The organism is Paenibacillus lacisediminis, from assembly GCF_046567315.2.
Genome location: NZ_JBKIAX020000024.1, coordinates 30,869 through 45,315, shown reverse-complemented (window position 1 = coordinate 45,315; position 14,447 = coordinate 30,869). Strand labels below are relative to the sequence as shown.

The following is a 14,447-nucleotide window of genomic DNA, read 5'->3' as shown; positions in this document are numbered from 1 at the left end:
GCTCTTCCTAAACTTTGGACGCTGCTCTAACGGACACCAGCGACCTTATCCGCCCATTTCCTGGCTATTTCCCAGCCTAACGGACACCAACGACCTTATTTGGCTCTAAACCCGTTCATCCAGGCCGATTTGAGGTAAATAAGGTCTTCTGTGTCCGCTACATTTTGCAACCCTCCGTTTTCCCTCAAATAACGGCTCTGGTGTCCCTTAGCCCCCCCAGATTCCTCTTCTCCTCCCCTCTCTACCTGCGCATCTCCTTCTACCATGCCCGAAATTTTATAAATTCTATAAGGTTAAAAGAGGCCAACCCGCATCGACGGGTTGGCCTCCGTTAAACCAGGCGCTTATTCGTAGCTGAGTTCCGGATAGATCGGGAATTTATCGGTTAATTCGACAACTTGCTGACGGGCTTTGGCCAAAGCCGCCTCGTCTTTCGGGTTCTTCAGGACTTGAGCGATGATCCGGCCGATCGTCTTCATCGCTTCCTGGTCCATGCCCCGCGAAGTTACGGCCGGCGTGCCGATCCGGATGCCGCTCGTTACGAACGGGCTGGTCGGATCGAACGGAATCGCGTTTTTGTTGACCGTGATGCCGATCGAATCCAGCACATGCTCGGCGTCTTTACCCGTGATGTTCAGGTTGCGGGTATCAACGAGCATCAAATGGTTGTCCGTGCCGCCGGATACGATGTTCAGGCCTTCGGCCAGCAGCGTTTCGGCCAGCACTTTGGCGTTTTTAACCACATTTTCCGCATATGTTTTGAAGGAAGGCTGCAATGCCTCACCGAGTGCAACCGCTTTGGAAGCGATCACGTGCATCAGCGGTCCGCCTTGCGTGCCCGGGAACACCGCTTTGTCGATCGCGGCCGCCCACGGCTGACGGCACAGGATCAGGCCGCCGCGCGGACCGCGCAACGTTTTGTGCGTCGTCGTTGTCACAAAGTGGGCGTGCGGCACCGGGTTTGGATGCAGGCCGGCGGCAACAAGGCCGGCGATATGCGCCATGTCGACCATAAACAAAGCCCCTACGTCATTTGCGATCGAAGCCAGCTTTTCGAAATCGATGATGCGCGGATAAGCGCTCGCGCCGGCTACGATCAAACGCGGACGGTGTTTGAAGGCCGCTTTGCGCACTTCGTCGTAATCGATCAGGAACGTGTCTTCCTGTACGCCGTATGCCACAAAATTATACAACAAGCCGGAGGCGTTGACAGGGCTGCCGTGCGTCAAATGTCCGCCATGAGCCAGGTTCATGCCCAGGACGGTATCCCCGGGTTTAAGCGCAGCCAGATAGACCGCCATGTTGGCCTGCGCGCCGGAGTGCGGCTGCACGTTGGCATGCTCGGCGCCGAACAGTTCCTTGGCGCGGTCGCGGGCGATGTTTTCCACGATATCAACGCGTTCGCAGCCCCCGTAATAACGTTTGCCCGGGTACCCTTCCGCGTATTTGTTGGTGAGCACCGAACCCATCGCTTCCATTACTGCTTCGCTGACGATATTTTCGGAAGCGATCAGCTCGATATTGTTGCGCTGGCGCTTCAGTTCCAGGTTCATTGCTTCCAGCACAGCCGGATCTTGTTTTCTCAAGTTTTCCATTGTTAAATTCCTCCTTGGAATAATATACAAATGCAGATGACTTGTTCCCCAGCAAAATCTCGTACCCGATTACGAATCACTGCGCGGCATCGCTTTACCGGCAGTGAGGAGCGTTCCCATCCGCAGCCTGCGGCAGCGCGTAGACCGCCCGCTCTCCGCCGATCAGCTTCGGGCGCGTCCAGGCCGCGGTCACGCGGGCCATGCCGATCGCTCGGCGCGAAGGGCGGAAAGGCACCGCCACCCGGCGCAGGTGCATCCCGATGAGCGTCTCGCCGATGTCAATCCCGGCGTGAGCCTCCAGGCTCTCGGCCAGGCAAGGATCGGCAAGCCGGCGGTAAGCGGTGGCCGCCATCGATCCGCCGGCTTTCGGCACGGGCACGGCGGCCACCTCCGTCAGGCGAAGCCGCTCCAGCACCGCACGCTCCACCACCAGGGCGCGGTTCAAATGCTCGCAGCATTGAAAGGCGATTTCAAAGCCAAATTTGCCGCGAACCTGCTCAAGCCCTTCAAACAGCGCGGCGGCGATGTCTTCCGCTCCGCCGGTGCCGATTCTTTGGCCCGCCACTTCACTGGTGCTGGCGCCGATCACCAACAATTTCCCCGGGCCAAGCTTGGCCACCGCCGCCAATTCTTCGGCAATTTCCGCCACCTGGTCCCGGATGTTTCCGAGTTCTTCCTGTTCCATGCATCCGGCCTCCTTCAGTCTTAAGTGAAGAACCTCCATAGAGTCTGTCCTTATTATACCTAAAACCGCCGGAATTCGTGCCGACAAATCCGCCACCCGGCAAACCGGGACGCTTCATACAACAAAAAAAGAGCAGAACGCATCCGCTGCGTCTTGCTCTTTGCCCAGGCGACCGGCCGTATACTCCGATGCTCCACCGTGGTTTGATCCACTTTTGTCGCCAGTTACATCGGAACCAAAAACTATCTGATCTTAGAATAAAGCATTAGGCCGACAAATGCAACGGGTTTTCGCTGCGTTATTTCCCCAGTTCCCCGCGCTGCAGTTTATCCGCCAACTTTTCCAGCGCGGCGGCGATTTCGGCCGCCGTCCGGTCGTAATCCGCCCGCGATCCGCCAAACGGGTCGGAAATATCGTAGACCGGCATTCGCTGCTGTAGTTCGCTTAAGCGGCGTTCCTCCGCGTCCGTCCATTTCCGGCCGAGCGCTTTGCCGAGCTCCCGGTCGGCAATCAGGCGCTGCAGTTCTTCGCGCTCCGCAAGCACCGTTTCATCGTTTTCAACAAATTCCTTCAAAGTGTATATTTTGTCCGCGGTATGAGGAAATGTGTAAACCACCTGACGTTTATGGCCTTGCGTCAAGGTCAGAATAAGGTCCGCCCACCTCGCGAGCTCCGCTTGCAGCGGCGTCGACTCGAACGCATCCGCGATGCCACGATCCTTCAGCACGGCCTCCGCATGCATGGACATCGAAGCGCCCTTCGCCGCGGCCACACCGGCGGACCGTACCTCCACGTCCAATCCGCGTTCCCGCGCAATCTTGCGCAGCAATCCTTCCGCCATCGGGCTGCGGCATGTATTCCCTGTACATACAAACAAAATGCGCATGCCTTTCACCTCCCACGTCCGGATATTCCATTCGCTATCTTATGCAAATTCAAAAGCTGCGAACCGTAAATCCGCAGCTTGCGAACTTGCTCGATCATATTTTATCAAAAGATGAACATGAGGCCAAACGCGAGCAAAATCGCTCCTCCGGCCGCCTCTCCATACTCTCCCAGCGTCCTTCCCACCCGGTGGCCCATCACCAGTCCGACGAGCGACATCAAACCGCCGAAAAAGCCGAAGGCCAGCACCGTCAAAATCCAATCCCCGTGAAACATGCCGAGCGAAATTCCGACGGAAAAAGAATCGATGCTGACGCTTAACGAAAACAGCAGCACGCCGAACCATGTCCGATGGTTGATCGACTGCACACCGCTGCCCTTCACCGAACTGACGATCATGTGCGCCCCGAGGGCAATCAGCAGCCCCCCGCCCACATACCGGGCCAGATGGCCCAGCATATAGCCGACGTATTTGCCAGCCAATATGCCGAGCAGAGGCATCAGCACGTGAAACAGAGCCACAGCCGATCCGATGCGGATCGCATCCCGCGACCGGACACCTCTCATTCCGATGCCGATGCCCAGCGACAATGCATCCATCCCCAGAGCCACCGCCATCAGAAGAATGGTAAAAAGCTCTCCCAGCCGCACATATACCTCCGTCATCATCGGTATCCTCCATGTCCGAGTGTTTTGTACAACCATATGCGGACAGGTCCGACTTCATGACATGGACAGGGCAAACGAGCGCCTGGCGCTTGTGATGCTGTCAGTTATAATACGGGTGCAAAAAGTCAGGCAACAACCTCTTATACATCGAATAAATCCAGCTGTCTGGGCGGCAGTTCACGCGGCCTTAGGCCGAGGATCTCCATCATCTCCAGCGCGTTTCCCGCGGCGTCGCCCCCGGAGTTGTTGTTGAAAATCATGGCAATTTCCCGCGTGCCTTTCCCGGTCAGCTCCGCCAGCATGTCCCGCCATTCCAGCAGTTCTTCGCGCGAGTAGCGGTACAAATTGCGGATCTCCCGCCACCGGGGCGACCCGCTTTGGCTCCAACCGGCGGCATTGCGGCCGTGCAGACGGACCAGCGTCAAGGCCGGATCGGTCGGCTCCAGCACCGTCGGAACTGAACCTTGGCCGGCCTGGGGCTCATCGCAAATGACATGAATCCAGCCCGCTTCCCGCATAAACGCCAGCGTTCGCTCCCGCATCTCCTTCGTAAACCAGCTTTGATGGCGAAATTCCAGCGCCAGCGGAAGCCGCCCCATCCACTTGCGAACAGCGCGCAGTTGGCGGACATGCTCCGGGCTGCAGTCGAACCAGGGCGGAAATTGAAACAACACCGCCGTGAGGCGGCCGGCCTCCACGACCGGCTGAATCGAATCCAGGTAAGCCTGAAACATTTCGCCTGGCCCGCCGTATGGCGTTTTGCCACGGGAATGTCCGGTCATCCCCTGGTACGCCTTGAGGATAAAAGTCAGGTCCGCCGGCGTCTCGGCCAGCCAGCGCTGATACACCTCCGTGCCGAGCACGGCGTAAAAGGAGCTGTCCACCTCCACCAAGGAAAAATACCGGGCATACCAGGCCTGCTTGTCTTTGGCCGACGTCCGGGGCGGGTATAAATCGTCATGATCGCCCCAGCCGGACAGCCCGATCTTGATCATGCTTCATCCCAGCCTTTCTCATTCGCCGGCGTCGATGACGCGGTGCCCAGCCGCTTTCAGCAGCCGGTTCATCACCGCTGCGCCGAGTCCGTCCTCGGGACAGGACTCGGCGAGAATATAAGTGACGCCGCATTCGTCGCAGCGGCGGAGCGCCGCGTACAGGCGGTGCGCCGCCGCCGCGAGCTCGGTTTCGCTGCCGAGCGAAAGCGTGCAGTCGGCGCGGTAGGACGGGAGGCGCTCGTCGAAGGCGAGCACGCCCGTCTTCTCCCCGCGCGCCGAGGCCGCCGCGAGCTCGGCCTGGATGCGGGCCGCGACCCGGTCCGCGGCCCCGCGCACAATGCGCAGCACCCCTTGCGGCGCATAGTGGGTGTACTTCATGCCCGGCGCGCGCGGCGCCGGGCTGTCTGCACCGCCGCCCGCCTCGCGCAGGGCGGCGTCAAGCTTCACGCCCGCGCCCGTCACGCGGGCGATTTGTTCCGCCGTGATCCCGCCTGGGCGGAGCACGGTCACGGTGCCGTCACGGCCGGCTTCCACCACCGTCGACTCCAGGCCCACCCCGGTGGGCCCGCCGTCGACGATGCCGTCAATCCGGCCGGACAGGTCCTCGCCCACGTGGCTTGCCAGCGTGGGGCTTGGGCGGCCCGACCGGTTGGCGCTAGGCCCCGCCACCGGGCACCCCGCTGCGGCGATCAGCCGCAGCGCCACGTCGTGGGCGGGCATGCGCACGCCCACGGTATCCAGCCCCGCCGTCACACGGGGCGAGACGGCGCCGGGTGCCGCCGGCAGCACCAGCGTCAGCGGCCCGGGCCAAAACGCCTCCATGAGCTTCCGCGCGGTCTCGTTTACCTCTGTAACGAGACCTTCCAGTTGGCTCATGGACGCGATGTGCACGATTAGCGGGTTGTCCGAAGGGCGGCCCTTGGCGGCAAAAATCGCCTCCACCGCCTTCGTGTTCCGCGCATCCGCACCAAGCCCGTACACCGTCTCCGTCGGAAACGCCACCGTACCTCCGGCGGCCAGCACCGCAGCCGCTTCAGCCAAAGCCTCGGCGTCCCGCGCGGCTTGGTCCGAAGCGGTTTGGACATCATCAATGTCTTGTGCACCTACAACAAATTCAGTATCCACATCAGCTTGGGTCACCGCAGAAGTCCGGACCTCGGCAGCCCTCTGAACACCTGTGCCCCCTCCATCATCCACATTGCTCAGAACTGCTGCCTGCCCCATTTTTATTTGTTGGTCAGCCGCTGCCCAGGTCGAAGCAATCTTCCACCAGCGGGTTTGCCGCGCTTCCCCGGCCGCCGCTGTCCCCGCTTGGGACTTGTCCGCCGGCGCTTCCCGGTGTTCCGCCGTCCGTCCGGCGGCGGAGTCTGCGCTTCCCTCCCGGCTCGTCCGATCCACATGATTCTCTCTATCCATTCGTATCGCGTCCTAACTTCAAGTTATTCTTCTATTATACCCGATCGGGTCCCGGAGCATAGTACGCAGCAATTAATTACACGTTTACGGCTTCGCGAATCTTTCGCGGTTTGCGGATAGCAGATTGCGAAGGACCATCCTTTTTTCGGACCCGGCCAAGCTAGAAATGAAAAAAAACCGCACGATACACTCGCACGGCAGCCTTCTACTAGTTATCATCAGTCCATAGCTTAGGAAAACAAACCCGTGATCCAGTTCCACAACTTGGCCAGCATGTCCCACAAGAAAAACCGCACCTCTACTTGCTCGGGCTCTACCGGCGAGGTCCCCGGGGCAGCGCCAACACCGTCAGAAGCAGCCGCTGCGCCCGCTTCGTCCGCTGCGCCTTTCACCGATGCCGCCGTCGTCTTGACGGTCGCCTTTCCGTCCCTGGCCAGGGCATCCCCGCTGCCGGCGTCGATGAAGCAAAGCGGGGGAAACAGTACGCACCACCAGTTTTTGCCTCTGCCTTCGCCAAGCGTGACGCGCAGCGCTTCATAATCGCCCGCCGGGTAGACGGCGCCGCCGTACATTTTCGTCGGAAACGGCACAACGCCGAGCTCCACTTTGTAATTGTAGTTTTTCCCGCTTTCCTTCAGCGTTTCCCCCACCTGCTCCTCGATGGCCGGCAAATTGTCGCGAATGACGCGGCGCGCCTCATCGAGACTTTGCGGTTGATCCAATTGGACGACCCAGCCGTTCATTTGCTCCACCACGGCGTCGCGCACCTTGCGTTTTACGATCTGATCGCCCATGCCGTCCGAATTCGCCAAAATGCGCAGCCGAATCGAATCCTGCGGAATCAATCCCGCAGCCGCCGCGGTATCGTTAGCCTGCCCTTCCCAGGACATCAGCAGCATCGTCAAACTGAAAACAATAAGTGCAAAATTGCGAATATAAGGTCTGTTTTTAGTCATGTCCGCTCTCCCCTTAACCGAATCCTGTATGCTGATGTCTACCAGTATGTCCGGTTAAGAGAGATGTAAACCTATTAATCTATGAAAAAATAATATAGCGGAGTTGATCCCAAAAACCCCGCCATTTTTAGGCCTGAAGCGAGACTCGTGATCCGGGGGCTTTGCACGATTATCCCGTTTGATCGGGTGACTTGGCTGCCTGAACCAGAGGGATAATCGTGCAAAGTGATTTGGAGAGACAACACCCCCTATCTCCGTCATCTTTTATTTTGTCATACACTGATTTTGGTCTTGAGCCATTTTTAGATGCGAGAATTCGCAAAAACACAATCCTCTTCGCCGCAGCACCGAGGCCCGGCAGAACTCCGCCATTCCTGCTTTCTTTCCGGCGAATACGCTCTTCCCTTCTGTTTGTTGAGGCTGCCGCCCACCTAAGCTCATTCCGTACTGCTCTTGGCTTTCAAGGAAGCGTACCGGTCGGAAGGGATGTTGGCCCCCTCTTCTTTCTCATGGCCGTGGATGCGGATGCTCATCGCCACTCCGATGCTCGCCATGTTGATCAGCAGCGAGGTGCCGCCGTAACTGATGAAGGGCAGGGTGATGCCCGTAAGCGGCATAAGTCCGATAAACATCCCGATATTTTCGAAAATCTGGTACAGCAGCATCGCGACGATGCCAACGATCAGATAAGGGCCGCCGGTGTCGCGGCATTCCAAGGAAATCAAGATCAGCCGGTGGATCAGCACAAAATAGAGCAGGAGCAGCACCGAGCTGCCGAGAAAACCAAACTCCTCGGCGATCACGACAAAGATGGAGTCCGAATACGTCAGCGGCACGCGCTCCGATTGCACGGTCTCGCCTTTCATGTATCCTTCCCCGGTCATTCCCCCGGAAGCGATGGCGAGCTTGGCGTTCCTCGTATGGTAGGAAGCGTCTTCCGACGCTTTTTCCGGCATCAGCCACGGGTCGATCCGATTGATCCAATGCTCTCGGCCGATCTCGACGAAGAAGTTGTACACCTGGTCGTGGTACGTCTTGTAGGCGGTAATCCCGCCGAAGACCGATCCGGCAAAAATCGCCACGGCAATCAGCGCATGCGAATATTTAATGTTGCCGATCCACAGCATCCCAGCCAGTATGACCACATAGCTAAGCGCGTTCCCGAGGTCATTTTGCGCCATAACCGCCACAAACGGCACAAACGTCAGCAGGCAGATCGGCACCACATCGCGCCAGAACGAAAGGCGCGGCTTGCGCTTGCGCAGCAGCATAAACCCGAGAAAGACGACCAGGAGCAGTTTGAAAAATTCCGCCGGCTGAAAGCTCTGGTTGATTACCGGAATCGTGATCCAGCCAGTGGCGTTGTAGTAAGTGTTGCCGATGAACATAACGACGACGAGCAGCCCAAATCCGAACAAGTATAAATAAGGCGCATACTTCATAAGCAGGCGGTAGTCCAGAACGGCAAATCCGAAAAACGCGGCAAACCCCAGCGCATAATAGGCCAGCATGCGCAGGTGGTAACCGTGGTATTGGGTATGGGAGGTAGCGCTGTACAGCACCGCAATGCTGATCGCCATCAGCAGCAGCATAATAAACACAATCGTGTAGTCGACTTTTTTGAGTTTGCTCAGCACGTTCATCCTCTTTTCCTTTGATGGCTAGAAATGCTGTCTATGACCTAAAGTTATCACATACCTTATTATACTGTAAAAGAATCCGTCTAAAAGCACAAATGTTCCCATATGCCAATAAAATCCTACATAAGTACTGGGGGCGCCGTGTCAACGATACGCCATTATGACGCGGAAAGGGCGCCGACGGTTAAATCGTCGGCGCCCTCCGGGCAGATCGGCAGCGGAGAAGGGATTAAACGTTCGTAATCAGCGACAGCGTGCCGGTGGCGGTTTGCAGCGCCAAAATACCGATCGTTTGGATGTTGCTGATGCTGACCGAAAACGTCGAACCGGAAGTGACGGTGGCGACAAAATCGGGAGCATTGTAACGGGTGATGCGCAGTTCCACATTGCCGCTCGTGCTTCCTACCGTAACGATGCCGGTAACTCCCGGAGCGTCCGCTGCCACAAAATACCCCTGGCCGACCCCGGCCGCTTGCGAATAAAGAAACGTTAAAGTGACTGGCATAAGTGAATCTCCTCCTTTTCGTGGTATACCACAATCTATGAAACTACTTTACATGTGGTAGCGACGATTAAAGGAGAGGATTCGCCTATTTTAGCTCGCGCGGGCCGGGCCTCTTCGCTCGTCTCAGCTCGGCCGCCTTAGCCGAGGCCGATGTGCCGATCACGTGGCGGTCAATTCCGGCCAGGTCGGGAATCGTGACGATTTCCCGCCAATGCCCCGCCGCGCGGAGCAGGTCCGCGACCGCGGCGGCCTGGCCCAGGCCGAGCTCGAAGCCGATCAGGCGAGGCGGCCTCGGGAGCAGCGCGAGCTGCGCCATCATGGCCCGGTAGGGCGCCAGCCCGTCCGGGCCGCCGTCAAGCGCGCCGCGCGGCTCGTAGTCCCGCACCTCGGGCTGGAGGTGCGGGATATCCCCCGCCGGGATATACGGCGGGTTCGACACCACGATGTCCAGCGGCTCGCCGGCAAACGGTTCAAGCAGGTTCCCCTGCTTGAACTCCACCGCCAGGCCGAGCCGCCGGACATTATCCTGCGCCACCGCCAGAGCGTCCGGCGAGATATCGCTCGCCGCAATGCGCCACGATGGGCGCAGGTGAGCCAGGGCAGCGGCGATCGCCCCGCTGCCGGTGCCGATATCGGCGGCCCTGGGCGCGCCGCCGGGCCACAGCACATCGCCCTCGGCGGCGATGCGCTCAACGAGCAGCTCCGTTTCCGGGCGGGGAATCAGCACGGCCGGCGTGACCTGGAGGGTCAGACCGTAAAATTCCTGTTCCCCGATGATGTACTGCGCCGGCTCGCCCGCCGCTTTGCGGCGGACAACCTCCTCCCAGGCATCCCTTTTGTCCGCCGGGAACGGATCGCGCAACGCCATCAAATACGCCGCGCCCGAAACGCCCAGCACATGCCGCAGCAGCAGCTCGGCATTGGACTCCGGCTCCTGCACGCCCGCCTCCGCTAAAAAAGAAGAAGCCTCTTTACGGGCTTCCCAAATACTGATCGCTCCGGATAACCGATATCCTTCACTGTTCAATAGATTATTCTCCTTTTTCCATCAATTCCGCTTGCTCGGCGATCGTCAGCGCCGACACGATCTCGTCGATCTCGCCGTTCATGACCTGATCCAGCTTGTGCATGGTCAAGCCGATGCGATGATCCGTGACCCGGCTCTGCGGGAAGTTGTACGTCCGGATCCGCTCGCTGCGGTCCCCGGTACCGACCTTGCTTTTCCGCTCGCCGGCGTACTTTGCTTCCTCTTCCTGCCGCTTCATGTCAAAGATACGGGCGCGCAGCACCTGCAGCGCCTTTTCTTTGTTGGAGTTTTGCGATTTGCCGTCCTGGCAGGTTGCCACGATGCCCGTCGGAATATGCGTCACCCGCACGGCCGACTTCGTCGTGTTGACCGACTGGCCGCCGGCGCCGCTGGAACAAAACGTGTCAACGCGGATATCTTTATCCAAAATTTCGATGTCGACGTCTTCGACTTCCGGCAGAACCGCCACTGTCGAGGTCGACGTATGGATCCGTCCGCCGGACTCCGTAGTGGGGATGCGCTGCACGCGGTGCGCGCCGCTTTCGTATTTCAGCTTGCTGTACGCGCCGCGGCCGTTGATCATGAAGATAACCTCTTTAAAGCCGCCGAGATCGCTTTCGTTCATATCCATCAATTCGACGCGCCAGCCTTGGGAATCGGCGTAACGGGTGTACATGCGGTACAAATCCGCCGCGAACAAGGCCGCTTCGTCCCCGCCGGCGGCGCCGCGGATTTCCACGATTACGTTTTTATCGTCATTCGGGTCCTTGGGCAGCAGCAGAATGCGGATTTGTTCCTCCAAAGCCTGCTGGCGCGCGGTCAACTCCTCGATTTCCAGCTTGACCATTTCGCGCATTTCGTCATCCAGCTTCTCGGCTTGCATCATCTTGGCCGCTTCCAACTCGCCGATTACTTGTTTATATTCGGTGTACGCCTCATAAGCCGGCTGTATATCCGATTGTTCTTTGGAATAATCCCGCAGTCGCTTTGCGTCATTCGCCACGTCCGGATCGCAGAGCAGCTCGCTCAGCTTCTCATACCGGTCAGCCAGGGATTGTAGTCGGTCCAACAAGGAAATCACCTCTCTTATCTCACAATTTCCTGAAAAAAGCCGCTTTCTCCTTACATCGTATAACAAGGATAAACGACTTTTTATTATACCATATGCGAACAAAAATAACTAGGCCATATCCGCAACTCCCTTTTGCCCTACTGTTCGAAATAAGTATTTTCATGTAAAATCATCTCACACATGAAGACGCCAAAGGAGGGAAGCCCGTGGACATGCTGGATCTCAAGGTGTTTATCGCCGTGGCCGAAAGCGAAAGCATGAGCAAAGCGGCCAGGTACGTCGCTTTAACCCAGCCGGCCGTCAGCCTGCGCATTGCCGGGCTGGAGATGGAGCTGGGCGCCCCGCTGTTCCACCGCACGCGGTCCGGCGCTTTCCTGACGGAAGCCGGCCGGAAATTTTATTTTTACGCCCAATATGCGCTTAGCGCCCTGGAGGCAGGGCAGGACTCGGTGCGCAAGCTGTCCGGCCCTCCGGAAGAAACCGGCCTTAGAATCGGCATCGTAGAGTCGCTGACGCATGTCATGCTTCCGTCCGTCATCCGCTCGATGAAGGAGCATAGCGCGGCCGCACAATGGAAGATCAGCACCGGGCCATCGCTGGATTTGGCGCTGCGGACCGCTTCCGGAGAGCTGGACATCGCCTTCATCAACCAGATGTTCGCCCCCCTTCCCCAGATCGAAACCGTCAAGCTGTTTGAGGAGCCGCTTGCCTTCATCGGCCCGAAGCAGCCTGGTTTCCCCCGTTATCAAAGCCTCGCCACCTATTTGCAGGAAGTGCCTTTCATTTTGCTCAAACGCCATATGCCCCTGCGCGAGCTGCTGGAGCATAACCTGTTCACGCCGCTGCGCATGCGCCCGCAAAAGCTGATCGAAGTGGATGCTTCCCACATCATCCGCCAAATGGTCGGACAAGGCAGCGGCTGTTCCTTTTTACCCGTGTCATCCCTTTGGCCGGCCGGCAGCGACGCGTCGATCGAGATGCTGCCGCTGGCGGAAATCCGCCTGAAGCAAAGCTTTTACTGCGCTTATCCGCAGTCGGCTGCCGAACCTGTACGGCAACTGCTCCCCACACTCCTTGCCAGCATCAAGGAACAAGTCGCCCTGTTCCGCAGCAACGGCCCTGCTTAAGCCGCTGCAGGGCTCTTCCCCGCCCGCAAAAGAATCCCGCCTTCAAACCCCAATTCGTCAAATTCAAGTCATATTTCCTGACATAAAAACTCCTTATAACCTCGAATATGTCACCTATATTACTATTTATTTAACACAAAGGAGGTGGCAATGATGAATCTCTATAAAATGGAGTTGGAAAACGTAAGCAAGACGTATCTGGCCGCAGACGGAACCGCCGTCAAAGCGCTTGGCCCGATCGATATGCGCATTCCCAATCACCGCTTTATCAGCATCGTCGGTCCAAGCGGCTGCGGCAAATCCACCCTGTTCAACATCATTTCGGGCCTGGTGGACAACACGGAAGGAGCGATCTATGTAGGCGGCAACCGCGTCGACGGCTTGACCGGAATTACGGGGTATATGCTGCAAAAAGATCTGCTGCTTCCCTGGCGGAACATTTTGGACAACGTCATTTTGGGACTGGAAATTCAAGGCGTGGCGAAAAAAGAAGCTAAGGCCAAGGCGCTCCCGCTCCTGCACAAATACGGGTTGAAGGGATTCGAGCATCATTATCCGGCCCAGCTTTCCGGCGGCATGAGACAGCGGGCGGCGTTACTGCGGACGATTTTGTATGATCGCGACATCATCCTTTTGGATGAGCCGTTCGGAGCGTTGGACGCCCAGACCCGGGCGATGATGCAGGAATGGCTGCTTGATCTTTGGGACGATTTTCAGAAAACGATCCTGTTTGTTACCCATGACATGGAAGAGGCAATTTACTTGTCCGACGAAGTGTACATCATGACCTCCAGACCGGGGACGATCAAGCGCCACCTTACGATCGATTTACCGCGCCCGCGCAAGCCGCAGATCGTCACTTCGCCGCAGTTTATCGCCCTGAAGGAAGAGGCGCTGCGCATTCTTTCGGAAGAAACGCTAAAGGCTTACCGGCAGGAAGCGGCCGGATAACGCTAACTAACCGCAGGAAAGGAGCGAACAACGATGCAAAGTGAAGCGGATGTCATGGAGAACGGCAGCAATTTGGGAAGCGTGGGCCGTTCGGCCCGTCATCGCCGCAAATCCAACGCTTTAAAGTACGAAATGAGCCAGCCGAAGCCATGGCTCGTCAACGCAGGCCGTATCGCCTTATTTCTGGTCATCTTACTGCTGTGGGAACTCGGCGCCCGCGTGGGTATCATCAACGCCTTTTTCTGGAGCCAGCCGGCGGAGATTGCCCGCACCTGGTGGACCGGCGTACAGTCCGGCTCCGTTTGGCAGGATACGTTTTACACCTTTCGTTCCACCATTTACGGATTTTTGCTGGGAACGGCTGGCGGAACGCTGATCGGTTTATCCTTTTGGTGGTCCAAATATTACGCCCGGATTTTTGAGCCTTTCATCATTATGTTCGAGGCCATGCCCAAGCTGGCGCTTGCCCCGATTATCGTGCTCGTATTCGGCATCGGCATCGGGTCGAAGATCGCCATGGGCTTTGCGATTACAGTTGTGATCACCACACTCACCACCTACAACGGCGTACGCAGCGTCGACAAGGATCTCGTGCGGATGGTTTATTCGCTTGGCGCTTCCCGGCTGCAGGTGTTCAGCAAAGTGATCGTGCCCACGGCGATTCCGGCGATGATTTCCGCGCTGCGCATCAATATCGGGCTGGCGCTCACGGGAGCGATCGTCGGCGAATATATCGGCTCCGAGCAAGGACTTGGACGCATGATCTTTTACGCCGGGCAAACGTACGAAATCAGCCTGATCTGGGCCAACATTTTTAATCTGTCCATCCTGTCCATGCTGCTGTATATCCTGGTCGGCAGGCTGGAAGTCTTCTTGCTGAAAGGATTTACCCATCAAAAATAAAAAGGGCTATATATAGCCGTG

At 57.9% G+C, this 14,447-nt stretch carries 15 protein-coding genes and 1 riboswitch; of the genes, 3 read left to right on the top strand and 12 right to left on the bottom strand.

Features of this window, described 5'->3' with window-relative positions; genetic code table 11:
* Positions 1–344: 344 nt before the first annotated feature.
* The 12 genes from glyA to prfA form a co-directional block, all read right to left on the bottom strand.
* Positions 345–1,595 (bottom strand): serine hydroxymethyltransferase, encoded by a 1,251-nt coding sequence (gene glyA / locus ACLD72_RS29320; protein WP_251591819.1) that lies wholly within the window; start codon positions 1,593–1,595, stop codon positions 345–347.
* Between the two features lie 94 nt (positions 1,596–1,689).
* Positions 1,690–2,280, bottom strand: a complete 591-nt coding sequence (locus tag ACLD72_RS29315; protein ID WP_411003630.1) for a TIGR01440 family protein — start codon at positions 2,278–2,280, stop codon at positions 1,690–1,692.
* A gap of 155 nt (positions 2,281–2,435) precedes the next feature.
* Positions 2,436–2,518, bottom strand: a riboswitch (ZMP/ZTP riboswitch).
* Positions 2,519–2,578: 60 nt separating this feature from the next.
* Positions 2,579–3,166: a low molecular weight protein arginine phosphatase gene (locus ACLD72_RS29310; protein ID WP_411003629.1), complete on the bottom strand. Its 588-nt coding sequence runs from the start codon at positions 3,164–3,166 to the stop codon at positions 2,579–2,581.
* Positions 3,167–3,270: 104 nt separating this feature from the next.
* Positions 3,271–3,831 carry a manganese efflux pump MntP gene (locus ACLD72_RS29305; protein WP_251592097.1) on the bottom strand — a complete coding sequence of 187 codons (561 nt, stop codon included), beginning with the start codon at positions 3,829–3,831 and terminating at the stop codon, positions 3,271–3,273.
* A 143-nt stretch (positions 3,832–3,974) separates the two neighbouring features.
* Positions 3,975–4,829, bottom strand: coding sequence for a DUF72 domain-containing protein (locus tag ACLD72_RS29300; RefSeq protein ID WP_411003628.1), 855 nt, complete (start codon positions 4,827–4,829; stop codon positions 3,975–3,977).
* 18 nt (positions 4,830–4,847) lie between these two features.
* Entirely contained in the window at positions 4,848–6,053 is a 1,206-nt protein-coding gene (locus ACLD72_RS29295) for an L-threonylcarbamoyladenylate synthase (protein WP_458476434.1), read from the bottom strand.
* A gap of 2 nt (positions 6,054–6,055) precedes the next feature.
* Entirely contained in the window at positions 6,056–6,229 is a 174-nt protein-coding gene (locus ACLD72_RS29290; RefSeq protein WP_411003860.1) for a hypothetical protein, read from the bottom strand.
* A 246-nt stretch (positions 6,230–6,475) separates the two neighbouring features.
* The gene (gene spoIIR, locus ACLD72_RS29285; protein ID WP_411003861.1) at positions 6,476–7,201 is read right to left on the bottom strand and encodes a stage II sporulation protein R; all 726 of its coding nucleotides are present in this window, start codon (positions 7,199–7,201) and stop codon (positions 6,476–6,478) included.
* A gap of 437 nt (positions 7,202–7,638) precedes the next feature.
* A complete protein-coding gene (locus tag ACLD72_RS29280) occupies positions 7,639–8,838 on the bottom strand; it encodes an FtsW/RodA/SpoVE family cell cycle protein (RefSeq protein WP_411003862.1) in 1,200 nt (399 codons plus the stop codon).
* 232 nt (positions 8,839–9,070) lie between these two features.
* A complete protein-coding gene (locus ACLD72_RS29275) occupies positions 9,071–9,346 on the bottom strand; it encodes a hypothetical protein (protein ID WP_411003863.1) in 276 nt (91 codons plus the stop codon).
* An 85-nt stretch (positions 9,347–9,431) separates the two neighbouring features.
* A complete protein-coding gene (prmC, locus tag ACLD72_RS29270) occupies positions 9,432–10,373 on the bottom strand; it encodes a peptide chain release factor N(5)-glutamine methyltransferase (RefSeq protein WP_458476431.1) in 942 nt (313 codons plus the stop codon).
* A gap of 4 nt (positions 10,374–10,377) precedes the next feature.
* Positions 10,378–11,445: a peptide chain release factor 1 gene (prfA, locus tag ACLD72_RS29265; protein WP_411003873.1), complete on the bottom strand. Its 1,068-nt coding sequence runs from the start codon at positions 11,443–11,445 to the stop codon at positions 10,378–10,380.
* Between the two features lie 212 nt (positions 11,446–11,657).
* Here prfA and ACLD72_RS29260 point away from each other — a divergent pair, with 212 nt between their 5' ends.
* From ACLD72_RS29260 to ACLD72_RS29250, 3 genes are all read left to right on the top strand, one after another.
* On the top strand, positions 11,658–12,572 hold the full coding sequence (locus tag ACLD72_RS29260) for a LysR family transcriptional regulator (protein ID WP_411003874.1): 915 nt from the start codon (positions 11,658–11,660) through the stop codon (positions 12,570–12,572).
* 153 nt (positions 12,573–12,725) lie between these two features.
* On the top strand, positions 12,726–13,523 hold the full coding sequence (locus ACLD72_RS29255) for an ABC transporter ATP-binding protein (RefSeq protein ID WP_251592094.1): 798 nt from the start codon (positions 12,726–12,728) through the stop codon (positions 13,521–13,523).
* Positions 13,524–13,556: 33 nt separating this feature from the next.
* Positions 13,557–14,426, top strand: coding sequence for an ABC transporter permease (locus tag ACLD72_RS29250; RefSeq protein ID WP_458476428.1), 870 nt, complete (start codon positions 13,557–13,559; stop codon positions 14,424–14,426).
* Positions 14,427–14,447 lie beyond the last annotated feature (21 nt).